The organism is Nonomuraea terrae (assembly GCF_004348995.1).
In the GTDB taxonomy this organism is placed as follows: Bacteria; Actinomycetota; Actinomycetes; order Streptosporangiales; family Streptosporangiaceae; genus Nonomuraea; species Nonomuraea terrae.
The window spans coordinates 1-22,332 of record NZ_SMKQ01000026.1; the positions used below are offsets into that span (position 1 = coordinate 1).

The 22,332-nt window shown below is 70.1% G+C and carries 24 protein-coding genes; 15 read left to right on the plus strand and 9 right to left on the minus strand.

What is annotated here, in order from left to right:
* Positions 1-205: 205 nt before the first annotated feature.
* The 5 genes from E1286_RS12130 to ligD (E1286_RS12150) all read right to left on the minus strand — a co-directional run bounded on the left by E1286_RS12130 (position 206) and on the right by ligD (E1286_RS12150) (position 3,287).
* Entirely contained in the window at positions 206-436 is a 231-nt protein-coding gene (locus E1286_RS12130; RefSeq protein ID WP_132611774.1) for a DUF3107 domain-containing protein, read from the minus strand.
* A gap of 89 nt (positions 437-525) precedes the next feature.
* Positions 526-1,146 carry a TetR/AcrR family transcriptional regulator gene (locus E1286_RS12135; RefSeq protein WP_165969699.1) on the minus strand — a complete coding sequence of 207 codons (621 nt, stop codon included), beginning with the start codon at positions 1,144-1,146 and terminating at the stop codon, positions 526-528.
* A gap of 119 nt (positions 1,147-1,265) precedes the next feature.
* Complete coding sequence (locus E1286_RS12140) at positions 1,266-1,472, minus strand: hypothetical protein (protein WP_111184499.1); 207 nt, start codon at positions 1,470-1,472, stop codon at positions 1,266-1,268.
* 43 nt (positions 1,473-1,515) lie between these two features.
* On the minus strand, positions 1,516-2,388 hold the full coding sequence (ligD, locus tag E1286_RS12145; protein WP_132611778.1) for a non-homologous end-joining DNA ligase: 873 nt from the start codon (positions 2,386-2,388) through the stop codon (positions 1,516-1,518).
* Positions 2,385-3,287: a non-homologous end-joining DNA ligase gene (gene ligD, locus E1286_RS12150; RefSeq protein ID WP_246074772.1), complete on the minus strand. Its 903-nt coding sequence runs from the start codon at positions 3,285-3,287 to the stop codon at positions 2,385-2,387. Before ligD (E1286_RS12150) ends, ligD (E1286_RS12145) begins: the two co-directional genes overlap by 4 nt.
* Before the next feature lie 62 nt (positions 3,288-3,349).
* Here ligD (E1286_RS12150) and ku point away from each other — a divergent pair, with 62 nt between their 5' ends.
* The 5 genes from ku to E1286_RS12175 all read left to right on the plus strand — a co-directional run bounded on the left by ku (position 3,350) and on the right by E1286_RS12175 (position 7,445).
* Entirely contained in the window at positions 3,350-4,267 is a 918-nt protein-coding gene (gene ku, locus E1286_RS12155; protein WP_132611782.1) for a non-homologous end joining protein Ku, read from the plus strand.
* A gap of 84 nt (positions 4,268-4,351) precedes the next feature.
* On the plus strand, positions 4,352-5,257 hold the full coding sequence (locus E1286_RS12160) for an ABC transporter ATP-binding protein (RefSeq protein ID WP_132611784.1): 906 nt from the start codon (positions 4,352-4,354) through the stop codon (positions 5,255-5,257).
* Positions 5,254-5,988, plus strand: a complete 735-nt coding sequence (locus E1286_RS12165) for an ABC transporter permease (RefSeq protein WP_132611786.1) — start codon at positions 5,254-5,256, stop codon at positions 5,986-5,988. The genes E1286_RS12160 and E1286_RS12165 overlap by 4 nt, the downstream gene beginning before the upstream one ends.
* Positions 5,989-6,254: 266 nt before the next feature.
* Positions 6,255-6,632: a hypothetical protein gene (locus E1286_RS12170; protein ID WP_132611788.1), complete on the plus strand. Its 378-nt coding sequence runs from the start codon at positions 6,255-6,257 to the stop codon at positions 6,630-6,632.
* Between the two features lie 483 nt (positions 6,633-7,115).
* Positions 7,116-7,445, plus strand: a complete 330-nt coding sequence (locus E1286_RS12175) for a hypothetical protein (protein ID WP_132611790.1) — start codon at positions 7,116-7,118, stop codon at positions 7,443-7,445.
* Positions 7,446-7,761: 316 nt separating this feature from the next.
* Here the strand turns inward: E1286_RS12175 and E1286_RS12180 are convergent, their stop codons facing one another.
* On the minus strand, positions 7,762-8,106 hold the full coding sequence (locus E1286_RS12180; protein ID WP_223189850.1) for an SDR family NAD(P)-dependent oxidoreductase: 345 nt from the start codon (positions 8,104-8,106) through the stop codon (positions 7,762-7,764).
* 155 nt (positions 8,107-8,261) lie between these two features.
* Here E1286_RS12180 and E1286_RS12185 point away from each other — a divergent pair, with 155 nt between their 5' ends.
* Positions 8,262-8,843, plus strand: coding sequence for a TetR/AcrR family transcriptional regulator (locus tag E1286_RS12185; RefSeq protein WP_132611792.1), 582 nt, complete (start codon positions 8,262-8,264; stop codon positions 8,841-8,843).
* 196 nt (positions 8,844-9,039) lie between these two features.
* Here E1286_RS12185 and E1286_RS12190 read toward each other — a convergent pair whose 3' ends face one another.
* The 3 genes from E1286_RS12190 to E1286_RS12200 form a co-directional block, all read right to left on the minus strand.
* Positions 9,040-9,369 carry a hypothetical protein gene (locus tag E1286_RS12190; protein ID WP_132611794.1) on the minus strand — a complete coding sequence of 110 codons (330 nt, stop codon included), beginning with the start codon at positions 9,367-9,369 and terminating at the stop codon, positions 9,040-9,042.
* A 518-nt stretch (positions 9,370-9,887) separates the two neighbouring features.
* Positions 9,888-10,283, minus strand: coding sequence for a hypothetical protein (locus E1286_RS12195; RefSeq protein ID WP_132611796.1), 396 nt, complete (start codon positions 10,281-10,283; stop codon positions 9,888-9,890).
* 728 nt (positions 10,284-11,011) lie between these two features.
* Positions 11,012-11,977 carry a metallophosphoesterase gene (locus E1286_RS12200; protein ID WP_132611798.1) on the minus strand — a complete coding sequence of 322 codons (966 nt, stop codon included), beginning with the start codon at positions 11,975-11,977 and terminating at the stop codon, positions 11,012-11,014.
* A gap of 236 nt (positions 11,978-12,213) precedes the next feature.
* Between E1286_RS12200 and E1286_RS12205 the strand changes: the two genes are divergently transcribed.
* From E1286_RS12205 to E1286_RS12245, 9 genes are all read left to right on the plus strand, one after another.
* Positions 12,214-13,113, plus strand: a complete 900-nt coding sequence (locus E1286_RS12205; RefSeq protein ID WP_132611800.1) for an alpha/beta fold hydrolase — start codon at positions 12,214-12,216, stop codon at positions 13,111-13,113.
* Between the two features lie 44 nt (positions 13,114-13,157).
* Complete coding sequence (gene moeZ / locus E1286_RS12210) at positions 13,158-14,339, plus strand: adenylyltransferase/sulfurtransferase MoeZ (protein ID WP_132611802.1); 1,182 nt, start codon at positions 13,158-13,160, stop codon at positions 14,337-14,339.
* 127 nt (positions 14,340-14,466) lie between these two features.
* Positions 14,467-15,186, plus strand: coding sequence for a hypothetical protein (locus E1286_RS12215; protein WP_246074774.1), 720 nt, complete (start codon positions 14,467-14,469; stop codon positions 15,184-15,186).
* Positions 15,174-16,391 carry a type VII secretion-associated serine protease mycosin gene (gene mycP, locus E1286_RS12220; protein WP_246074776.1) on the plus strand — a complete coding sequence of 406 codons (1,218 nt, stop codon included), beginning with the start codon at positions 15,174-15,176 and terminating at the stop codon, positions 16,389-16,391. Before E1286_RS12215 ends, mycP begins: the two co-directional genes overlap by 13 nt.
* A gap of 76 nt (positions 16,392-16,467) precedes the next feature.
* Complete coding sequence (locus tag E1286_RS12225) at positions 16,468-17,373, plus strand: hypothetical protein (RefSeq protein WP_246074778.1); 906 nt, start codon at positions 16,468-16,470, stop codon at positions 17,371-17,373.
* Complete coding sequence (locus tag E1286_RS12230; RefSeq protein WP_132611804.1) at positions 17,367-18,518, plus strand: S8 family serine peptidase; 1,152 nt, start codon at positions 17,367-17,369, stop codon at positions 18,516-18,518. Before E1286_RS12225 ends, E1286_RS12230 begins: the two co-directional genes overlap by 7 nt.
* A 23-nt stretch (positions 18,519-18,541) precedes the next feature.
* Positions 18,542-18,901: a hypothetical protein gene (locus E1286_RS12235; protein WP_132611806.1), complete on the plus strand. Its 360-nt coding sequence runs from the start codon at positions 18,542-18,544 to the stop codon at positions 18,899-18,901.
* The gene (locus tag E1286_RS12240; protein ID WP_132611808.1) at positions 18,889-19,203 is read left to right on the plus strand and encodes an MGMT family protein; all 315 of its coding nucleotides are present in this window, start codon (positions 18,889-18,891) and stop codon (positions 19,201-19,203) included. Before E1286_RS12235 ends, E1286_RS12240 begins: the two co-directional genes overlap by 13 nt.
* Before the next feature lie 206 nt (positions 19,204-19,409).
* Entirely contained in the window at positions 19,410-22,157 is a 2,748-nt protein-coding gene (locus E1286_RS12245; RefSeq protein ID WP_132611810.1) for a CDP-glycerol glycerophosphotransferase family protein, read from the plus strand.
* Positions 22,158-22,332 lie beyond the last annotated feature (175 nt).

Genomic DNA, 22,332 nt, shown 5'->3' on the forward strand with positions numbered 1-22,332 from the left:
CTCCAAGGCTCCCGCCTGATCCACCCACGCGCGCACGCGGCCGGGAGCCGTAGGGATCGGGCAGGTGCGTCTTCCGCACGCGGTCAGTAGCCGTACAGACCGCCTGCCGCACGGGAGCGCCCGTCTCTTCGGGAGCCGTACGGGCCGGGCGGGAAGCGGCGCCGGGAGGGTACGGCGGGGTGCGCCGTACCCTCCCGGGCCGGTGTCAGAGGGTGCCGCCGAAGCCGACTGGGCGGGCCTCGTCCTCGCCGATCTCGACGAAGCCGAGCGACGCCACCGGCACCACGATCCTCCTGCCCTTCGTGTCGGTCAGCGCGAACACGCCGCCGTTGACCGCCAGGGCTTCTCTGATCTGCTCTTCGACCTGATCGGCGGACAGGTCGGTCTCGACAACGAGTTCGCGGTGTACTGAGCGTACGCCGATCTTGACTTCCATCGTGGGCTCCCTAGTCGACGGGCTGGCTCACCTCCATCGTGGCGCGCCATGACCCACGATGACGCGAATGATCGCGCCCAGCGAACGGGTTATGCCGTACGCGGAAAACCGCTGATGCCGCGCCAGGCGAGGCGGGCCATGAGTTGCTCGGCCGCGTCCTTGGGGATCGAGCCGTGCGTGGTGACCCAGTAACGGGCACTGACCTCGGCCATGCCGACCAGGCCGACGCCTAGGAGGTGGGCCTCGTCGCTGGTGCAGCCGGTGTCCTCCTGGATGAGGACGCTGACCATCTCGGCGCACTCGCGCAGGGACCGCTCCATCCGCTGCCGCACGGGCGCGACGTTGCGCAGATCGGACTCGAAGACCAGGCGGAACGCCTCGCCCTGCGTGGAGACGAAGTCGAAGAACGCGCTGAACGTGGCCTGCACGCGCAGTTTGTTCTCCTGTGTGGAGGCCAGGGCCTCCCTGCAGCGGTTGACCATGTCGTCGACGTGCAGGTCGAGCAGCGCCAGATAGAGCTCAAGCTTGCCGGGGAAGTGCTGGTAGAGCACCGGCTTGCTGACACCCGCCCGGTCGGCGATCTCGTCCATGGCGGCCGCGTGGTAGCCGTTCTCCACGAACACTTCCTGCGCGGCGCTCAGCAACTGCCGGCGGCGGGCTAGGCGGGGCAGCCGGGTGCCCCGGGGCTTGGCATCCGGGGTTGCGGTCACGCGGGTCTCCATTGGTCTCTCAGCGGGCAGTGCGGACATCCTACGTGCGGGTAGGCCGCGCCACAGCGGCACCCGTCAGCGGTGACTCTCCTTTACGCAGGTCAGCACCACCGCCGGGCTCAGCGGTAGTCGTCGTCGTCGAGATCCACCACCCGGTCCTGGTCGGCCGCGTCGGCGGGATCGGCGTCGAACGGCAACTCCCTGCGCAGTCGTCCGACCGTCTGGAGCATCTCGCGGTGCTGCTCGGCGGCGTCGGCCTCCGGAGCCTCGATTGACAGCTCACCCGACTCCTCGTCGTAGGAGCCCTCGTCCCCGCGAACGTCCATCTCCGACATCATCGGTCCCCCTTCTGGTGTGGACGCACCCAGCCTACGCCCGGCTGAAAAGGTCGCCACGCTTCTCCACTCTGGCGAGCACGTCCGGCGCCGCGAAGACGAGGTCTTCGGCGCGTTCGCAGCCCTCGACCTCCTTCCACGTCAGCGGAGTGGAGACCGTGGGCCGCTCGCGTGCCCGCAGCGAGTAGGGCGCGACGGTGGTCTTGGCCGGGTTGTTCTGACTCCAGTCGATGAACACCTTGCCAGGTCGCGCCTTCTTCGTCATCACACTGACGACCTCTTCGGGATTCTCCTTCTCCAGGAGCTGCGCCAGCCTCTTGGCGTACGCCGACGGCTCCTCGCGGCAGTCCCAGTCGGCGTACAGCTGCATGCCCTTGCTGCCGCTGGTCTTCGGCACGGCGGTCAGCCCGTCGGCCTCCAGCACCTCGCGCAGCCGCAGCGCCACCCGGCAGCACTCGACGATCGTCGCGGGCGGCCCCGGGTCGAGGTCGAACACGAGGGTGTCGGGCGGCTGGGCCCGGCCGTCGTCGTCCACCCGCCACTGGGGCACGTGCAGTTCGAGGGCGGCCAGGTTGGCGTAGTAGACGAGCGTCGGCAGGTCCTCCACCACGGCGAAGTCGATGGTCTCGCGGTTCTTGGTGCTGCCGGGGGCGGGCAGGTTCACCCGCCTGACCCAGTCCGGGGTGTGCTCCGGGGCGTTCTTCTCGAAGAACGACTGGCCGGTGACGCCGTTCGGGTAGCGCTTGACGGTCAGGGGGCGGCCGCGCAGGTGCGGGAGCAGGACGGGGGCGATGCGGCTGTAGTAGTCGATGACCTCTGCCTTGGTGAAGCCGTACTCGGGGTAGAGGACCTTGTCGAGGTTGCTCAGTGTCAGCTCGCGCCCGTCCACCTTGACCGGCACTTTCACAGCGTCACCTCCGCGGGGAGCTTGTCGGGGCGCAGGCGGCGCCACACGGGGTGCCGCAGTCGTTGCTCGTCCGTCCACATCGTGTAGGCCACCTCCCCGACCAGATCAGGCCTAACCCACCGATTCCGCCACGGGACCTGGTTGGAGAAGGGGCTGTGGCGGATCTCCAGGGGCCGCAGGGCCTCGTACAGATCGTCCAGGGCGGTGTCGGTGAAGCCCGTGCCCACGTGGCCGACGTACGTCAGGCCGGCCGGCGTGAACACCCCCATGACCAGCGAGCCGATGCCGCCCGAACGGCGGCCTTTGCCGGGTTTCCAGCCGCCGATGACGACCTCGCGCGCGGTCAGGTTCTTCACCTTGATCCACCAGGGCGACCGCGTGCCCGGCCGGTAAGGGGAGTCCAGCCGTTTGGCAACCACGCCTTCCAGCCCCTGTTCGTACGTGGCCGTGAGCAGGTCGGACGCGCCGGGGAAGTACGGGGGCGCGCCGATGTCCAGCTCGTCGAGCAGTGCCCGGCGGTCGCGGTAGGTCAGGTCGAACAGCGGCATGCCGTCGAGGTAGAGCAGGTCGAACGGCATGTACGTGACCGGGTAGAGCCGCAGCATGGCCGGGTCGGGGTCGGTCAGGTGCATGCGGTGCTGGAGGCGGATGAAGCTGGGCCTGCCGTGGAGGTCGAGCGCGACGACTTCGCCGTCGATGATGGCGTTCTTGATGCCGAACCCCGAAATTTCGGGGTAGCGGCGGGTGTACTCCACGCCGTGGCGTCCTGTCACCCTCATCCCGCCGTCGAGATGGACGAGGGCGCGGATGCCGTCCCACTTGACTTCCAGGCCGTACCGATCACGGTCGGCGGGTAGTTCCCCTGCTACGGCCAGCATGGGTTCGACCGGGTATGGCATTGGTTGCCCCATGACGGGTATGTGCCCCTTTGGCGGGCCATCGAGAGCTTGAGGGGTGACCTATGCGCAGCATCTGGAAGGGTGCGATCTCTTTCGGGCTGGTCACCATCCCGGTCAAGCTCTACTCGGCCACCGAGCAGAAGGACGTCACGTTCCACCAGGTGCACCGGGAGGACGGCGGTCGGATCCGCTACAAGCGCGTGTGCACGGTCGACGGCGAGGAGGTCCCGTACGCGGACATCGCCAAGGGCTACGAGCTGGCGAGCGGCGAGGTCGTCGTGCTCTCCGACGAGGACTTCGAGGATCTGCCGCTGAGCACCTCCCGCCGGATCGACGTGCTGCAGTTCACGCCCGCGGAGCAGATCGACCCCATCTACTTCGCCAAGTCGTACTACCTGGAGCCGGACGCGCAGGGCGCGAAGCCGTACGTACTGCTGCGCGACGCGCTGGAGAGCTCGGGTCAGGTCGCGGTGGTGAAGGTGGCGCTGCGCCAGCGGGAGTCGCTGGCCACGCTCAGGGTCAGGGACGGCGTGTTCGTCCTGGAGACCATGTTGTGGCCGGACGAGATCCGCACGCCCGACTTCGCCTTCCTCGAAGAGGACATCGAGGTGCGCGCCCAGGAGCTCAAGATGGCCGAGTCCCTGATCAGCACCATGGAGTCGGACTTCGACGCGAGCGAGTACCACGACACCTACCGCGAGGCGCTGCAGCAGGTGATCGAGGCCAAGGTGGCGGGCAAGGAGGTCGTCCCGGCCCGTGAGGAAGAGGAGGCCGGCCCTGCGGTCGACCTCATGGCCGCGCTGCGGGCCAGCGTCGAGGCGGCCAAGCGGGAGCGCGAGGGCGCCGGCCGGCCGCAGGCCAAGCCCAAGCGGGCGGCCGGCGGCAAGAAGGCCAAGGACGACGAGAAGGCCGAGGAGAAGGCTCAGGAGAAGGCCGAGGAGAAAGCCCCCGCCAAGCGGAAGGCCCGCAAGTCGGCCTGAGGGTCGCCGCTTCTGTACCTAGGTACACCCCTTCCTGGATCTAGCACGATTCTGCGCCGGCGCGCGCGTCCCTAGCGTCGAAGCATGAACGTGATCGAGGTCCAGAACCTCCACAAGCGCTACCGGGACCACGTGGCGGTGGACGACGTGTCGTTCGACGTCCGCGCTGGTGAGATCTTCGGCATCCTCGGGCCGAACGGCGCGGGCAAGACGACGACCGTGGAGTGCGTGTCGGGGCTGCGCATCCCCGACGGCGGCACGGTGCGCGTCGCCGGCCTCGACCCCGTCACCGAGGGCGACGCCCTGCGCCGCGTGCTGGGCGTCCAGCTGCAGAGCGCCGCGCTGCCGGAACAGATCAAGGTGTGGGAGGCGCTCGACCTGTACGCCTCCTTCTACCCCGACCCCGCCGACTGGCGGGAGCTCATGGAACGCGTCGGGCTGGGCCCCAAGCGGGACAGCGCGTTCGGCAAGCTCTCGGGCGGCCAGCGGCAGCGCCTGTCCGTCGCGCTCGCGCTCGTCGGCAGGCCGCGCGTCGCGGTGCTCGACGAGCTGACCACCGGCCTCGACCCGCAGGCCCGCCGCGACACCTGGCAGCTGGTGGAGCAGGTGCGCGACTCCGGCGTGACGATCGTGCTCGTCACGCACTTCATGGAGGAGGCCGAACGGCTCTGCGACCGGATCGCGCTCATCGACACGGGCCGGGTCGTCGCCGTCGACTCGCCCGCCGGGTTCATCGGACGGGTGGGCGGCGAGCAGCGCCTGCGCTTCCGGCCCTCCGTCCCCGTCGACGACGCCGTGCTGCTGGCCCTGCCCGAGGTCGCGGACGTCAGGCGCACAGGTGAGCAGGTCGTCGTGACCGGCACCGGCAACCTGGCCGCCGTCGTCACGCTCGCGCTGGCCGAGCGGCAGATCGTCCCTGAAGACCTGCGTGTCGAGCAGGCCTCGCTCGACGACGCGTTCGTCGCACTCACCGGAAGGAAGCTCGCATGAAGAAGATCATGGTCGTCGAGACGAAGCTGCTCCTGCGCGACTGGGTCGCGACCCTGCTCGCCCTGGCGCTCCCTGTCGCCCTGCTGCTGCTCCTGGGGCAGATCCCCGACCTGCGCAAGGCCGATCCGAACCTGGGCGGCGAGCGGGTCGTGGACGCGCAGCTGCCCGCGCAGATGATCCTGCTGGCGCTGCTGACGGCGTCGTTCACGGTGCTGCCGAACGCGCTGGCCACGTACCGGGAGAGGGGTGTGCTGCGCAGGATGTCGACCACGCCCGTGAACCCCGCGCGGCTGCTCGGCGCGCAGCTGGCGCTCAACCTGGTCGTCGCCTCGATCGCGGCCGTCGTGGTGATCCTCTCCGGGTGGCTGGTGCTCGGCTCGCAGCTCCCGGCCCAGGTGTTCGGCTTCGTGCTGGTCTTCCTGCTGGGCGCCGCCGCGATGCTGGCGCTGGGTCTGGTGATCGCCGCGGTCGCGCCGAACGGCACCACCGCGTCCACCATCGGGTCGATCTCGATGTTCCCGCTGCTGTTCGTGGCCGGCATGTGGATTCCGCGCGAGGTCATGCCGGACGCGTTGCGCGTGATCAGCGATTTCTCGGTGGTCGGTCCGTTCGTGAACGCCATGCGGGACACGTGGGCGGGGGAATGGCCGCAATTGCCGCATCTGGCGGTGATGGCGGCCGGTCTGGTGCTCTTCTCGGGGCTGGCCGTACGGCTGTTCCGCTGGGAGTGACCGGGGGTGCCGGCGCGTTTTCTGACTCGTTGGCGATCATCAAATAGGACATACTGGGATAAATCATGATAATCCCCTCTATAAATGTTTAATGCGAGCAATAGTAATGCTAATGCATAGCAAAATGGGGAGATTGCTGTTTGCTCACCCACAGTGCCGGAAAAGACACTTACCGGATGACTCTTCAGTGGCCATCCAGGACTTTTTCTCAGGGGAACGAGAAAAGTCGAGTACGGGGCAAATCGATCCTTTAGGGGGAAAGCGCAATGCCCAAGCTCAAGAGTGTCATCGCAGGGCTCGCCCTTAGCACCGCCATGGCCGGGGGCACCCTGGTCGCCGGCGCGGCCACGACCACCACCGGCGCCGCCGCCACCACCACCACCAAGGTCGGCGCCGGTACGTCGGTCCTCGCCGGCCACGGGTGCTTCCGCGCGCGGCGCTGCGGCTGGGGCGGCTGGGGCCGTCGCCACCACCGTCACGAGCGCAAGCACCTGCGGATCATCATCGAGAACTTCAACCACAACCGGAACCCGCGACGGCACCTTGAGGAGCACCGTCGGCACGACCACCACCGGCACGACCACCTGGTCCACCCCCGCGTGATGGAGGCGCCGGAGCTTCTTTCGGACACCGTCACGGACTGAACCGGCCCATCGGTTGATAGCGCAGAAATGAGTGCTCGTTTTCCTTGATGGCCGTCGCTGCCCAACGGGGGGTGCGATCTCACGGCCGACGGTGAATTCCGGGCCAACATTGACGGGCCGCGTCGAAACAAGGCGCGGCCCGTCCTGAGCTTTATTTCTCCTCGTCTCCACGGCATTGAACAAGGGCTCCGCCGGCATTGGCGCCGGCGGAGCCCTTGTCATGTCGTCTCACGGGCGATCCGTGGAGGCGGGGATTTTCGCATGCCCGGATTCACACGGCGTTCTGGACGGGCCCTGAGAGGCGATTTGTCAGGGTGATGCCTGATATAGGTTAAGAGAGGGCAATTGCGGTTTGTGGCCGTTTCGTCCGGTTATATCCATAGTGCGGATGGTTGGTTACCAATCGTCCGCCACATTTCTCCGGAATGCGATTTCAGAGAAGTGTGGAGTATCGGGCAATCGATCCTTCAGGGGGTAAGCGCAATGCCCACGCTCAAGACACTCATCGCAGGTCTCGCCATCAGCACGGCCATGACCGGCGCAGTGGTCGCCGGCGGCGGCGCCATGACGACGGCTGAAGCCAGCGCGGCGCAGATCGGCGCGGCGACCGCTCCGGTCGTCGCCGCCGGCAGGTGCCACAAGATCCGCCGCTGCGGCTGGGGCTGGCGACGTGGAGGATGGGGCGGCTGGCGCCGTCACCACCACAAGCAGCGCATCAAGGTGATCGTCGTCAACCACAACATCAACAACAACGACAACGACAACCGCCGTCATCACCGCCACCACGATGACTTCGACAACTGGGACTGGTAAAGAGCGAACGCCACCGCGATGAGCGGTGGTAAGCCGGTGGCGTCAGGATCCGCGCCACCGTGGAGTCCGTTCAAGCGATGAACTCCGACCAAGCCCATCAAGTGCCCGCATTCACCGGAACCCGCCTTCGCCAGGAGGCCGCCCGATGAATGCGGGCATCTTCGTGTCCGGACAGCGCCCAGGTCGTCCAGCTCCTTCGAGCGGCGCGGCCGGGCTCCGCTGTGCGCGGGTCGGGCCGTATGGGGCGGCACCCGCCGGGACGGCCGGTCGCCACGGCCGCAGGCCCGGTGCCGGGATTCGCCGGCCGGGGTCGCGGTCACCGCTTCGTGGCCTTCGTCGCGGTCAGCGGAAACGTGATGCGGGTCAGTTCCTCGGAGGCCGTCCACAGACGACGGGCGAGTGCGGCGTCCCAGGCGGCCCTCGACCGCCCGACGAGTTTCGGCGCACCGCGCCCCTGCAGGAAGCCGCCCGGGCCGGCGTAGCCGCCGCCGGGGACGTCCGCCACCGCCGCGTAGAGCGTGGGCAGGGCGCCGTCGTCGACGCTCTGCGCGAAGCGGCTCGTGATGGTCGTGCGGAGCAGGCGGAGCAGAGGGCGTTCGTCACCGAGGTGCCCGAGGAGGCCGGTGGCCGCCATGCCGGGGTGCGCGGCGGTCGCGAGCACCGGTGAGCCGACCTCGGTGAGGCGGCGCTGCAGTTCCGAGGTGCAGGTTGGCCAGTTTCGACTGCGCGTACGCGGCGAACGCTCGGTAGGGCCGGCGTTCCCAGTTGAGATCGCCGAAGTCGATCGTGCCCGTCCGGTGTCCGTTGGACGAGACGGTGACGACCCGTTCCCGGATCCGTGGCCCGCCGCTGCTCGCCGTCGCCGAACGCAGCCTGCGCCGGCACGGCGCCGACCAGATTTCGCTGCGTGAGCTGGCCCGAGAGGCCGGCGTCAGCCACGCCGCGCCGCGTCGGCACTTCGCGGACCGTCAGGCGCTGCTGGACGCGCTCGCCGAGGCCGGGTTCGCCCGGCTGGACCAGGAGCTGCGCACGGCGCTCACCGCCGCGGGCGAGGAGTTCGAGCCGCGCCTGCACGCCATGGCGGCGGCCTACCTGCGGTTCGCCACCGAGGACGCGGCGCTGTTGGAGCTGATGTTCGCCGGCAAGCACCGCGGGGGCGCCGACCGGCTCGTCGCGGCCGCCGCCGCGCCGTTCGGGCTGATGCACGACCTGATCGCGCAGGGACAGGCACGGGGAGTGCTGGAGCACGGCGATCCGCAGCGCGTGGGGGTCGTGCTGTTCGCGACGCTGCAGGGCATCGCCACACTGATGAACGGGAAGCTGGTGGCGCCGGAACTGCTCGACGGGATCGTGGAGACCGCCGTCGACCAGTTCGCGCGCGGATCGCGGCCCCGTTAGGGGGCGCGGTGGGCGGCCGGCCAGGACGGCGAACATGAAGAGTGCCCGTATTCAGCGGGTCGCCTCGTGGAGGCGGGTCTCCGGTGAATACGGGCACTCATGGGCTGTCGGAGTTCATCGCTTGAGCGGACTCCTCGGTGGCGCGGATCCTGACGCCACCGGCTCACCACCGCCTATCGGGGGTGGCGTCGACTCTTTACCAGTCCCAGTCGTCCTTGAAGAAGTCGTCGTGGTGGCGGTCGTGGCGGCGGTGCTCGCGGTGCTCATTGTTGTTGATGTTGAAGTTGTCGACCCGGACGTTGACGCGGTTGTGGTGACGGTGGTGGCGACGGTGCCCCCAGCCACCCCAGCCGCAGCGACGGATCTTGTGGCACCTGCCCCAGGCCACGACCGGAGCGGTCGCCGCGCCGAACTTGGTGGTCGTGCTGGCCTCGGCCGTCGTCATGGCGCCGGCACCGGCGACCGCTGCTCCGGTCATCGCCGTGCTGATGGCGAGACCTGCGACAAGAGACTTGAACGTGGGCATTGCCTTCCCCCTAAAGGATCGATTGCCCGATACTCCGTACCCCTCCGAAAAAGTGACCGGCGGGCCCGCCGGACGTTATCCGGAGTCATACGGTGGACGATTGATAATCAACCATCCGCACTATGGATATAACCGGACAGAACCGTCAGAAACGGCGATTGTCCTCTCTTAACCGACACCATTCCGCGCCGTGACGCCTCTCGCTCGAAAACACCTGCCAGGGTCGTGAGAACACCCGGCCAACACGCGTGCCGAAACCCGGGCATGCGAAAATCTCCGCCGCCACGGATCACCCGTGCAGCGACATGACGAGGGCTCCGCCGGCGTAAATGCCGGCGGAGCCCTTTGAAATGTCGCGGAGACGTGGAGAAATGAATCTCAGGACGGACCGCGCCTTGTTTCGACGCGGCCCGTCCGCGAGAGCCCGCGATTCACCGTCGGCCGCAAAACCGCACACCCCATCGGGTGGCGACGACCATCAGAGAAGACGAGCACTCATTCCCACGCTGTCAGCGTTGTCAGCGGGCCTGCTCCAGGAGGCCGCGGTGGTGGTGGTTGTTGTGGCGCTTGCGCTCGTCGCGACGTTCGGCGCGACGGTCCTCGTTGTCGTTGAAGTTGTGATTCCGCACGACGATGCAGACGTGGTCGTTGCGGTGGCTGCGACGGCCCCAGCCGCCCCCGCCGCCCCAGCCGCCGTGGTGTCCCCGGCCACACTTGTGGTGCCTGCCCCGGTCCGTAAGGAAGGGAAGGAGGTGGGTGAAGTTGTCGTCGTTGTCGAAGACGTCGTCGCCGAAGTCGTCGCTCATGACGGTGGGCGTAGCGGCGGTGGCGGTGGCGGCACCACCAGCGACCAGCGCACCGGCCATGCCAGTGCTGATGGCGATTCCTGCGATAACACTCTTGAGCTTGGGCATTGCGTTTTCCCCCTAAAGGATCGATTGCCCCGTTCTCGACGTTTCCGGGTACCTGTAACCAGGTTTTGGATGGCTACGGTGAGTCATCCGGTGAATGTCATTTCCGGGGCTGTGACCCAGCAAACGGGGATCACTCTATTTTGCAGTACATTAAGAGTCTTATTGCTTGGCTTAAAGATCTATCTCACGAAATGACATGATATGTCCGATTAGGGCGGAACTGTGCAACGGCTCTAGCGGATGTGGGTGGCCTCGGTCGACCGACCTGTCGAATCCATGCCTGAAAGGCGAAACCGCGGCGCCCCGTACGTACTGCTCCGAAAATGCGAAAGCGCGCGGATGCGTTACGGCGCCGATTTTCCCCGCCCCCCGCGCGCGAGAATCGCGCGACTTGTCGTCAAAGGGTACGGCGGCGTTCGCCATTTGACCGGAGGTGCGCCAGACCGGCCGCTCCGGAGAAATGCCTTCCGCGAAAGTGCGGCCCCCGCCCACGGTCCGATTCGCCGGCCTGGGCCGCTCATCACGGTGAGTGCCGGTGTCGTCACGGTGGGTGCCGCTGGAGACATGCTTTCCGACCATGGTTGCCATAAACGGCATACGACAGGTTTTGCCGGGATCACGGCGTGTCAAGAGATCGCTTAGACCCCTATGTCGCGGTATACACCGCTAAAAACCGCGCTTCAGTCGGGCGCCGTGGGTGCGCCGGGGTGGCGGCGCACCCACGGGTGTCACCGCGCCGGCACGGTCCGCTGCTCCCAGGAGAACACCTGCGGCGACTTCGGCTCGACGGTCACCCGCAGCCACTGGCTCGCGGTGTCGCCGAACGTCTCCAGCCGCGTCAGGTTCGGCACCCCCGCGTAGCCCGGCTCCACCTCCTGCACGTGCTCGTCACCGTGCACCAGCAGCACCGGCTTGCCGTACGCGCGAGCGTGCTCCACGATGCGCTCGCGGATCTCGGTGAACCCGGCGGCCTGCACGGGCTCGGCCTGCAGCATGAGCAGCACGCCCGGCGCGCGGGTGCGCCGGGCGGTGTCGAAGGCCGCGTCGATCCAGTCGAGCGCGGCGGCCTCGCGCGCCTCGTACTCGGCCGTGCGCGGCTCCGGCAGGTCGCCGCCGGGCAGCTCGCTCCAGGGCGCCAGGCCGTTGGAGCTGCCCACCACGTGCGCCGTGGCGAAGACGACGCCCTTCTCGGTGAAGCGCACGTTCTCGACGTAGTCACGGTGCCTCGGATCGGCGGCCTGGGTCTCGACCTTCATCGCCCGGCCGCCGATCGTGCGCCCGGGGGCGGGATAGAAGATCCGGCGGACGGCCTCCAGCCGCTCGGTGGGCAGGAAGCCGCCCGCCGCGACGCGGTGGCAGTCGGTCCAGTCGTTGTCGCCGGGCGTCAGCACGAACGGGTCGTCGAACGTCTGGTACAGCTTCGCCGTCGCGGTCAGGTGCGCGTCGTCGCAGGAGGTGGAGCCGCTCTTCACGTCTCCCGCGTGCAGGACGAGCCGGACGTCCGGGTCGGAGTCGACGTCGTCGACCAGGGCGGGGAACGCGGCTTCCTGCGCCTCGCCGTACGGGGTGTCGCCGAGCAACGCGAACGTGAACGAGGGCCCGGGACGGGACGCGGCGCCGGCCGTGCCGGGTGCGGCGAGGCCGCCGGCCAGGGCGGCGGCGATCGCCGCGGCCATGAGAAGGGATTTACGCATGGACGCACCCTGTCCGTCCCCGGCCATCGCCCGGTGACGCGGAGCAGAAGCCCCGGAGAAGGGGCCGCGAACGACGTCGATCATGGTGGGGTGATTTGCGGCGCCGGGGGGTGATGTCCGTAATGTCGGAGAGAAGAGGCCGTCGTACCAGGTGGGGGAATCCGAGAGTGGCCGGCGACGATGATTATCGTGTGGGAACCGGGAAGAGGCGTACGCGAGAGCGAGGAGGAGGACCCATGATGGCGGAGCCGATCCCGCACTGGCCAGGACGCATGATCGGCTCGGTGCACGTGCGATCGACCCCCGGGGGTCCCGCGGAGCAGGCGGTGTTCGTGCACGGGCTGGCCGGGGCGGCGACCAACTGGACCGACCTCATGGACGAGCTCAAGGACACCGTCCAGGGGCACGCGCTCGACCTTCCCGGCGCTGGGTTCTCGCCCGCGCCCGACGACGGCGACTACTCCGTCCCCGCCCACGCGCGGGCGGTGGTCGGCCTGCTGGAGCGGACGGGCCCGGCCCACCTGTTCGGCAACTCGCTCGGCGGCGCGGTCGCCGTCCGGGTCGCCGCGAGCCGTCCCGACCTCGTGCGCACGCTCACGCTCATCTCCCCGGCCCTGCCCGACCTGCTGCCGAGGTACGGCCCCGTCCGCGTGGCCGCCGCCGCCGTGCCCATGCTGGGCGAATGGGTGGCGGACCACCTGCGCATGCTGCCGGTCGAGCAGCGCATACAGGCGTCGTTCGCCATGGTCTGGGCCAACATGGAGGCCGTCCATCCCATGCGGCTGAAGGACGCCATCGAGGAGCAACGCAGGCGCGACGGCCTGCCGCACGCGGGGCAGGCCATGGTCGCCTCGGCGCGCGGCATCGTGGCCGAGTACTTCCGCCGCGGTGAGGACAACCTGTGGCACCAGGCGGAGAAGGTCCAGGCGCCCGCGCTGATCGTCCACGGCCGCCACGACCGCCTGGTCCGGCCGGCGATGGCCAGGAAGGCCCACCGCGCGTTCCGCCAGGTACGGCTGGTGCTGCTGCCGACCGCGGGACATGTGGCGATGATGGAGATGCCGCAGGTCGTGGCCGCCGAGGCGCGCCGTCTGATCGGTGAGACGCGATTGGGGAATGCCCCACTGCCCGGCTAGGTTTCAACTGGAGATAAGACCCCCTGAAAACGGGAGCGTAGAACGTGTCGTTGCCACCGCTGGTCGAGCCGGCTCCAGAGCTGACCGTCGACGAAGTGCGCCGCTACTCGCGCCACCTGATCATTCCCGATGTGGGTATGGCGGGGCAGAAGCGGCTGAAGAACGCCAAGGTGCTGTGTGTCGGCGCCGGGGGCCTGGGCTCGCCCGCGCTGATGTATCTCGCGGCGGCGGGTGTCGGCACCCTCGGCATCATCGACTTCGACGTCGTCGATGAGTCCAACCTGCAGCGCCAGATCATCCACGGTCAGTCCGACGTGGGCAAGCTGAAGGCGGAGAGCGCCGCCGCGTCGGTCCGCGAGATCAACCCGTACGTCGACGTCGTGCTCCACAACACGGCGCTGACCACCGAGAACGTCATGGAGATCTTCTCGGGCTACGACCTCATCGTCGACGGCACCGACAACTTCGCCACGCGTTACATGGTGAACGACGCCGCGGTGCTGCTCGGTAAGCCCTACATCTGGGGTTCGATCTACCGCTTCGACGGTCAGGCGAGCGTCTTCTGGGCCGAGCACGGGCCCTGCTACCGCTGCCTCTACCCCGAGCCCCCGCCTCCCGGCATGGTGCCGTCGTGCGCCGAGGGCGGCGTGCTCGGTGTGCTGTGCGCGTCCATCGGCTCCATCCAGGTCAACGAGGCCATCAAGCTGCTGACCGGCATCGGCGACCCGCTGGTCGGCCGGCTGATGATCTACGACGCCCTGGAGATGAAGTACCGCGACGTCAAGGTCCGCAAGGACCCCGAGTGCGTGCTGTGCGGCAAGAACCCGACGGTCACCGAGCTGCTCGAGGACTACGAGGCGTTCTGCGGCGCGATCTCCGACGAGGCCGCCGAGGCCGCCACCGGCTCCACGATCACCGCGCAGGAGCTCAAGGCCATGCAGGACCGCGGCGACAACATCTTCCTCGTCGACGTCCGCGAGCCCAACGAGTACGACATCGTCAACATCCCCGGCGCCACGCTGATCCCGAAGGGCGAGTTCCTCAACGGCTCGGCCCTGGAGAAGCTGCCGCAGGACAAGAAGATCGTGCTCCACTGCAAGTCGGGCGCCCGCTCGGCCGAGGCTCTCGCGATCGTCAAGAACGCCGGCTTCTCCGACGCCGTCCACGTGGGCGGCGGCGTGCTGAGCTGGGTCAAGACCATCGATCCGAGCCTGCCCTCCTACTGACGCGGATGGGGGGATGCTCCCCTGATCCGCAGGGAAAAATCTGCGCTGAGGACTGCCGCCGGGGTCTTGCGGGAAGCACGACGGGCGGCGGTCAGATGCGCAGGTTCTCTGTCAGGGGGTCAGACCGGTGAACTCCGCCCGCCCGTGGCCCACGCTCGTGGCGGCCTCCGCGCTGACGCTGGTCTGCGCGGTGGCCGCCGGAGTCGCGGGCAGCGCGGCGGGCACCGAGCTGACCCGCGGCCCGAGCACGGCCGAGCTGCACGCGGCGGCCGAGCGGGAGATCGCCGGACGCTGGCGCAACTGGCCCGCGGGCCGCGTCTTCCCCGCCACGCTGCCGTACTCCGCCGAGCAGGGCGGGCGCGAACGAGCCGGCCGGATCGGCATCTCGCCGCACACCTCGTGCGAGGACGCGGTGGACGCCGCGGCGGCCAAGGCGCTGCGCCAGGCCGGGTGCAAGGGCGTGCTGCGAGCGACGTACATCGACGCGCTGCGCGGCGTCCTCGTCACCATCGGCGTGGCGGCATTCCCTGACGAGCTGAGCGCCGTACGCGCCAAGTCGGCCTTCGCCGGTGGCGGCAGGCCCGTGCCCGGCCTGCGGCCGCTCGCCTTCCCCGGCACGGTCGCCGACCGGTTCACCGCCGACGTCCGCCAGTCGGGGTCGGTACGCCAGGCGGGGCCGTACCTCGTGCTGACCACGGCGGGTCAGGTGGACGGGCGGCCGGCGGACGCGGCGAGCGAGCCGCGACCCGCGATCTTCGCCTTCGCCACCGAGATCTCCGAGCGGGTGCTCACCAGGCTGAGCACGCCGCGGATGCCCGACTGCACCTCGCGGGAGTGGCAGTGCTGAGCCGGTTCGGGGTGGGCGTCGCGCTGGCGGGCGTGCTGCTGTTCACGGCCCCGCCCGCGCAGGCCGACGACGTACGCGGCGGGCAGCGGGCGGTGATCAAGACGTTGCGGCTCCCCGAGGCGTGGCGCACCAGCAAGGGCGCCGGGGTGACGGTGGCCGTGCTCGACTCGGGTGTGGACCCGCGCCACCGCGACCTGGCCGGCTCGGTACGCGTCGGTAAAGATTTCACCGAGGGCGCAAACCCGCCCGGCACGAGTCCGAGCAGGTTGCACGGCACGTACATGGCCTCGCTGATCGCCGGGCACGGTCACGGGCCTGGAGGAAAACGGGGGATCATCGGCGTCGCGCCCGAGGCGGACGTACTGTCGGTAAGGGTCATCCTGGAGGACGAGGAGCCGGGGTTCCGGGAGTTCAACTCCGACGAGCGCTTCGAGAACGTGGTGGCCCGCGGCATCCGCTACGCGGTCGACGAGGGAGCAGACGTCATCAACATGTCGATCTCCAAGCAGCTGGCGACCCGGGAGGAGCGTGCGGCCATCCGCTACGCCATCTCCAGGGGCGTCGTGCTGGTCGCCGCCGCGGGCAACGAAGGCGACAGGAAGACCGACGGCGCCTTCGCCCCCTACTCCTACCCGGCGGCCTTCCCCGGGGTCGTCTCGGTCGGGGCGACCGACCGGCGGCTGCGACGGGCGACGTTCTCCAACTGGAACTCCTCGGTGCTGGTGGCCGCGCCCGGCGTGGACATCATGGGCGCCGGGCCGGGCGACGAGTACTGGGTGGGCCGCGGCACGTCGCAGGCGACCGCCCTCGTGTCGGGCGTCGCCGCCCTCATCAAGGCTGAATATCCGGACATGTCGCCGCCGTTGGTGGCGCGGGCCCTGACCGACAGCGCCACCGACCGGCCCCCGGGCGGCTACGACACCGCCACCGGCTTCGGCGTCGTCAACGCCGCCAGGGCCCTGACCGAGGCGGCCCGGCTGGCCGGCCACACCGAGGCCGCGACCGGCCTCGACGTCCACGACCCTGCCCGCCCGCTGGCCGGCGGGCAGGAGGGCCCGGTCACGGTCATCGTGCGGGACGACCGGCTCGTCACGCTCTACACGGCGATCTCCGCCGCGGCGGGAGCCGGTGCGCTGGCCTCGCTGTCCGTCATCTTCGTCCTGGTCAGACGGGTACGGCGGGCACAGATGTCACAAGACGCATGATCCGCCTATCAAGGGGGACGAAATAGACGACTTCCCACGGGAGTGGGGGCGACGGAGACGCGGGAACGAGGCGGTGGTGAAGAACCGTAGGTCGACGACAGGAGGGCTGCCGCGCGCCGGGGGAGGATCCGCCCAGGGGCGGCGGAACCCGCTCGGCGCCGCACCCGGCCGCCGGCCGCGGGTGCGCACGTGGCCGGCGGCCGACTCCCGTGCGCGTACGGTCGCCCGGCAGCGCGCCGAGGTCACCTCCCTCCAGCAGGGGGTGCGCTACCGCCGCATGTTCGTGGCCCTGCTCAGCGTCGTCATCGTGGTGTCGGCCGTCGTCGTGCTGCTCGGCACCGTCGGCCTGTTCGCCGAGACCCGCTCCCGCCCGCTGACCACGGCCGAACAGGACCGCTACAAGCAGGAGGAGATCGCCCGGCGCTGGCAGGCCTGGCCCGCCACGGGCGTCTTCCCCGAAGAGGTGAAGTACTTCGGGCTCGACCGTGCCCAGCAGTACGCCCGCCGCGTCGGCATCGCCCCCGAGACCGAGTGCGCCAAGGGCGTGGACGCCCCCGTGGCCGGCATCCTGCGGGAGTACGGCTGCCGGACGCTGCTGCGGGCGACGTACATCGACCAGACGGCCTCGTTCGTCTTCACGGTCGGGGTGGCCGTGCTGGAGGACGAGGAGTCCAGGGTCTCGGCGACCGACGAGCTCACCCAGGACGACCGGGTGGGCGTGCTGCCGGTCGCCTTCCCCGGGACGGTGACCGAGCGCTTCGGCCCCGACCAGCGTCAGCGCACCAGCTGGGTGGGCGCGGGGCCGTACATCGTCTTCTCGACGGGCGGCTACGCCGACGGGCGCACCCGCGCCGCGATCCCGCCGGAGGAGATCCTGCACAGCGAGCTGTGGCCGGCCGCCAAGTCCATCGGCAACCAGATCGCCTACTTCCTCGCGGACCCGCCGAAGGTGCCGCCCTGCACTCAGGGGAACGTGTGCTGACCGTCGTACGCCTGGTCACGGCGGCCGTCCTCGCGTTCACGGGCACGGCCGCCGACCCCGTCAGAGACCAGCAGAAGTGGGTGCTCGACGCGCTCAACGTCGAGCAGGCCTGGGCGTCGACCAGGGGCGAGGGCGTCACCGTCGCCGTCGTCGATAGCGCCGTGGACCCCGACGTCAAGGAATTGAAGGGCCGCGTCAGCTCCGGCCCCGACATGTCGGCGGGCGCCGTGCAGCGCGAGGTGCGGCCCGGCCGGCACGGCACAGCCATGGCGGGGCTCATCGCCGGCTCCGGCGAGGACGACGGGCTGGTCGGCGTCGCGCCCGCCGCGCGCATCCTGTCGCTGCCCATGGCCATCGACGACGAGCCCGGCTTCTCCATGCCGCCCATGGAGGAGGACGGCCCGGCCGCCGACAGCCCGCTCGCCCGCGCGCTGCGTTACGCCGCCAACCACGGCGCCCAGGTCGTGAGCATGTCCATCGGCTCGTACGGGCCGCTCAGGTCCGAGCGCGAGGCCGTCTCGTACGCGCTGGGCAAGGGCGTCGTGCTGGTCGCCGCCGTGGGCAACGACGGCCAGACCGCGTACGCCAGGGAGAAGAGCACCTCCTACTGGAGCTTCCCGGCCGGTTACCCGGGGGTCATCGGCGTGGCGGCCACCGACAAGCAGGGCCGCAGGGCGTCGTTCAGCAGCGACAACCTGTCGGTGCTGGTCTCCGCGCCGGGCGTCGAGGTGCCCGTGGTCAAGCGCGGCGGCGGCTACGAGCTGTCCGAGGGCACGAGTTCGGCCGCCGCGCTCGTGGCGGGCGTGGCCGCGCTCATCAAGTCGCGCCATCCCACCCTGCCGCCCGAGCAGGTCGCCCAGGCGCTCGTGGCCGGCTCCAAGGGAGGGCCCGCCGCCGGATACGACGACCAGACCGGCTTCGGCGTGGTCGACGCCGCCGCCGCGCTCGACGCCGCCGCGCGGCTGACCGGCGCCAAGCGCAGCGTGGAGGCCGGCGTCAAGCACTTCGGGGAGGGCGAGGACTCACCCGTGCCGACCCGTCCTGGGCCCGATCCGCTGCGGTTGGGCCTGTACGGAGGCGGCGTGCTGGTGGCGCTCGCCATGTTCTGCGGAGCCATCGTCCTGCTCAATCAGCGAAAAGAGTGAAAGATCCGCTATGGTCCCGCGTCATGGGATACGAGCTGCGGGTGGTGCGGGAATCGCCACTCGCCTTCGCGGAGCTTGCGAAGGCCATCGCGCCGGCCGGATTCGAGCTGCGCGGATCTGACGAGATCGTGATCGGGCACGGCGGCGACGTGCACCCCGTGGCCCGATGGCGGGACCAGCTGGTCGGCGAGCCCGGCTCCGACTGGCAGGTGGCCCAGCTCCTGCGCCTGTCCACCGCCCTCGGCGCCCGGCTCGTGGGCGAGGACGGCGAGGTCTACACCCTGCGCGACGGCGTCATGGAGGTCGAGGCCGCCGGCGCCGTGACGGAGCTGGGCAAGTTCGGCGAGATCATCGACGCGGGCCCCACGGCATGGAGTCCGTGAACCCCTTCGTCGAGCGGGTGCTGGACCTGGTCGAGCGCATCCCGCCCGGCAAGGTCATGGCCTACGGCGACATCGCCGAATACCTCGGCGAGGCCGGCCCGCGCCAGGTCGGCAAGGTGATGGCCACCTGGGGCGGCGGCGTGCCGTGGTGGCGCGTCGTGCACGCCGACGGCACCGGAGCCGCCCCCGACCACCTGCGGGAATGCCTGGCCCACTGGCGCGAGGAGGGCACTCCGCTGCGCGGCGAACGGGTGGACATGCGCCAGGCGCGCTGGGACGGGCGTTCAGGCGATTTTCAGTAACGACGCTGACCTGCGCCTACGGCGAACCCGCGATTCCGTCGCATGTGACTCCCATTACCATGGGCTGAACACTGATGGCGGCCCGAAAGGCGGTGCCTCCCATGGCCACCGGCGTCACAGCCCGAAGCCAGGGCGGCGATACGCTCGCCGACCGCCTGAAGGCTGTCCAGGATCTGTGCGATCGTGGCGAGCCTCTCGAAGCGGTCATGCGAGCGGTCGGCCCCGGCGGTCGCGACGCCGCGTTCGACGGCGAGGTCCTCAGCGGTCCCCTCGGGGCCCGCATCGACCTGGCGGTCAAACGCGGCCCCGCGCGCCGTCGCGAGATGCTCGACCTCGTACGCCCCTACCTCGCGGGCGTCGACGCCCGCGTCAAACGCGACCTGCCCGTCGCCCGTCGCCTCATCTGCCACCTGATCGAGCACCGCCCCGACGACGAGCTCGTCGAGGGCGAGACGCTCGCCTCGGTGGTGGCCGCCGCGGCCGAGCCGGCCCAGCGCATCCGCAAGGGCCTGCGCTGGTACGCCGACCTGCCCTTGCGCGACGAGCTGCCGGCCGACCTCTACCGCCTGCGCCGCGCCGACCTGACGCCGGTCACCCACATCGACGACATCGTCTGGGTCGACGGCAAGCTGCGCGTCACCGGCTTCGCCTACCTCGCCGGGCTCTCCGTCCGCAGTCGCCGGTTCAACATGGCGACCGTGGTGCTGCGCGGGCCGCGCTGGCTGCCGCCCATCCGCATGCGCACCCGCCGGGTGCTCGCCCCCGAGGCCACCCACGGCGCGCGCGAGCCCGGCTGCAACTACGACTGGTCCGGCTTCACCGCCGAGCTGCGCCCGTGGTCGCTGCGCTGGCGCGGCGGCGTGCGCGGGTTCGTCTCCGGGGCCCGCCGCCGCATGCGCCGCAGGCCGTCGGTGCCCGACGCCACGACGTGGCGCGCCGAGATCGTGTTCTGGAGCCGTGGCGCGCTGGCGACCGGCCTGCTGCGCGGCTCGTCCATCGGCCGTCCCGAGCGGCCCGCCGGGCTCCGCGTCAAGCAGGGCTGGTGGGTCAGGCCGGTCTGGACGTCCGACCGCGCCCTGCAGGTCGTGCTCCAGCCCAACCGGGCCGAGCTGACCGGCGTGACGCTCGACGGCGAGCGCCTGGAGCTGAAGATCAACCTGCCCGGCCGCACGGTGACCAAGGGCCACGCCCGGCTCGGCGGCCACCGCATCGCCGCCGACTTCACCCCGTCGGGCGACGGCACCGACGTCGTGGTCGGCCTGGCCGTGCCCGCGCTGCTGCAGGAGAAGGACGGCCGGCGGCTCTGGGTCGAGCCCAAGGGCGACCCGGCGGCCTCCGTCATGCTGGGCGACTCCACCGAGACCCGCTCGACGGTGGGCGACCGCGAGATCACCGTGCTGGGCGACCGCCGCGACCGGATCGTGATCTCGGCCCACCGCATCCGCCCGGTGATCACCTCGGCGGTCTGGGACGGCTCCGCGCTCGTGCTGCGCGGCGACTATCCCGACGCGCCGGGGCCGCGCACGCTCACGCTGCGCCACCGGTCCGGGCTGTCCTACCAGCTGCCGATGGAGCGCTCCGGCGCGGAGTTCTCCGTACGCGTGGAGCCCGGGGCGATGGACCGCTTCGGTGAGCCGGTGCCGCTGGCCTCCGGCACCTGGAGCATGTCGCTGCGCCACCCGTCCGGCGAGATCGTGCCGCTGCGGATGGACCACGCGGCCCTGCCCGGGCTCGACGAAGACCCGCGCACGATCGGCGGCCACGTCTTCCGCATGATCTCGACGCGTTTCGACGTGCCGGTGATCACGGTCGAGGAGGACAGGCCCGCCGAGGAGCGCGGCGTGGCCGGCACCCACGTGCTGCGCCGCGTGTTCTACCCGGCCCAGCGCACCGAGCCGTTGCGCGAGTCCACCGTCTACGTCGTCAACGACGGCCGCCTCTACGCCGACAACATCCGCGCCGTCTACGAGGAGCGGCTGCGCCGGGGCGACGACCGCGAGCACATCTGGATCGTCAAGGACGGCGCGTTCGTGCCGCCGGGCGGCGCGACGGTCGTGCGCGCCGGCAGCCGCGAGCACCACGAGGCGCTGGCCAGGTCGCGCCACATCATCACCAACGCGTTCCTGCCGGTGTGGTTCCGCGCCCGCGAGGACCAGGTGGTCGTGCAGACCTGGCACGGCACCCCGGCCAAGTTCATCGGCAACGACCAGGCCCACATGAACCGTGACCCCAAGCCGCCCGTCTGGCACCGCCAGGCGGCCGAGGTGCGCGGGTGGGACCTGCTGCTGTCGCAGTCGCCGTGGGCCACTCCGGTGCTGCGCAAGGCGTTCGGCTACAAGGGCGAGGTGCTGGAGGGCGGGCTGCCCCGCAACGACCTGCTCAACTCGCCCGACCGCGACGCTCTCGCCGCGGCCGTGCGCGAGCGGCTCGGGCTGGCCGAGGGCAAGCGCGTGGTGCTCTACGCGCCGACCTTCCGCGACTACGACCGCAAGAACGCCATGGTCAAGCTCGACCTGGCCAAGGCCCGCCAGGCGCTGGGCGCCGACCACGAGATCCTGGTACGCGCCCACCCGATGCAGGCCGCGCCCGCCGTGCCGGAGATCGCGCGCGACGTCACGACTTATCCGGACATGGCCGAGCTGTTGCTGGTGACCGACGTGCTGGTGACCGACTACTCGTCCGTCATGTTCGACTTCGCCAGCACGGGCCGCCCGATCGTCCTGTACGGCTACGACGTGGCGAAATACTCCGCCAAGCGGGGCCTCTACCTCGATCTGGCGGAGCAGGGCCCGGGCCCGCTGCTGTCGACGTCGGCCGAGGTGATCGAGGCACTGCGGTCGATCGACCAGGTGGCCGCCGCCAACGCCGACCGCTACGACGCCTTCCGCGCCACGTTCGCCCCCCGCGACGACGGCAAGGCCACGGCCAGGGTGGTCGACCACCTCTTCGGCTGACCGGCCGGTCCGGGCGGGCATAGGGCCTGCCCGAACCGTGCCGCAGTCGGGGATGTCGTGACGCTGCGGGCGAACACGAGCGTCGGCGTGTCGCGAAGAATCCCGATATCTGCGCCGATACGGTAGGCGGATCGCGTGGGGAGACGGGGCAAGTCGGCACGATCTACCCCTGTGG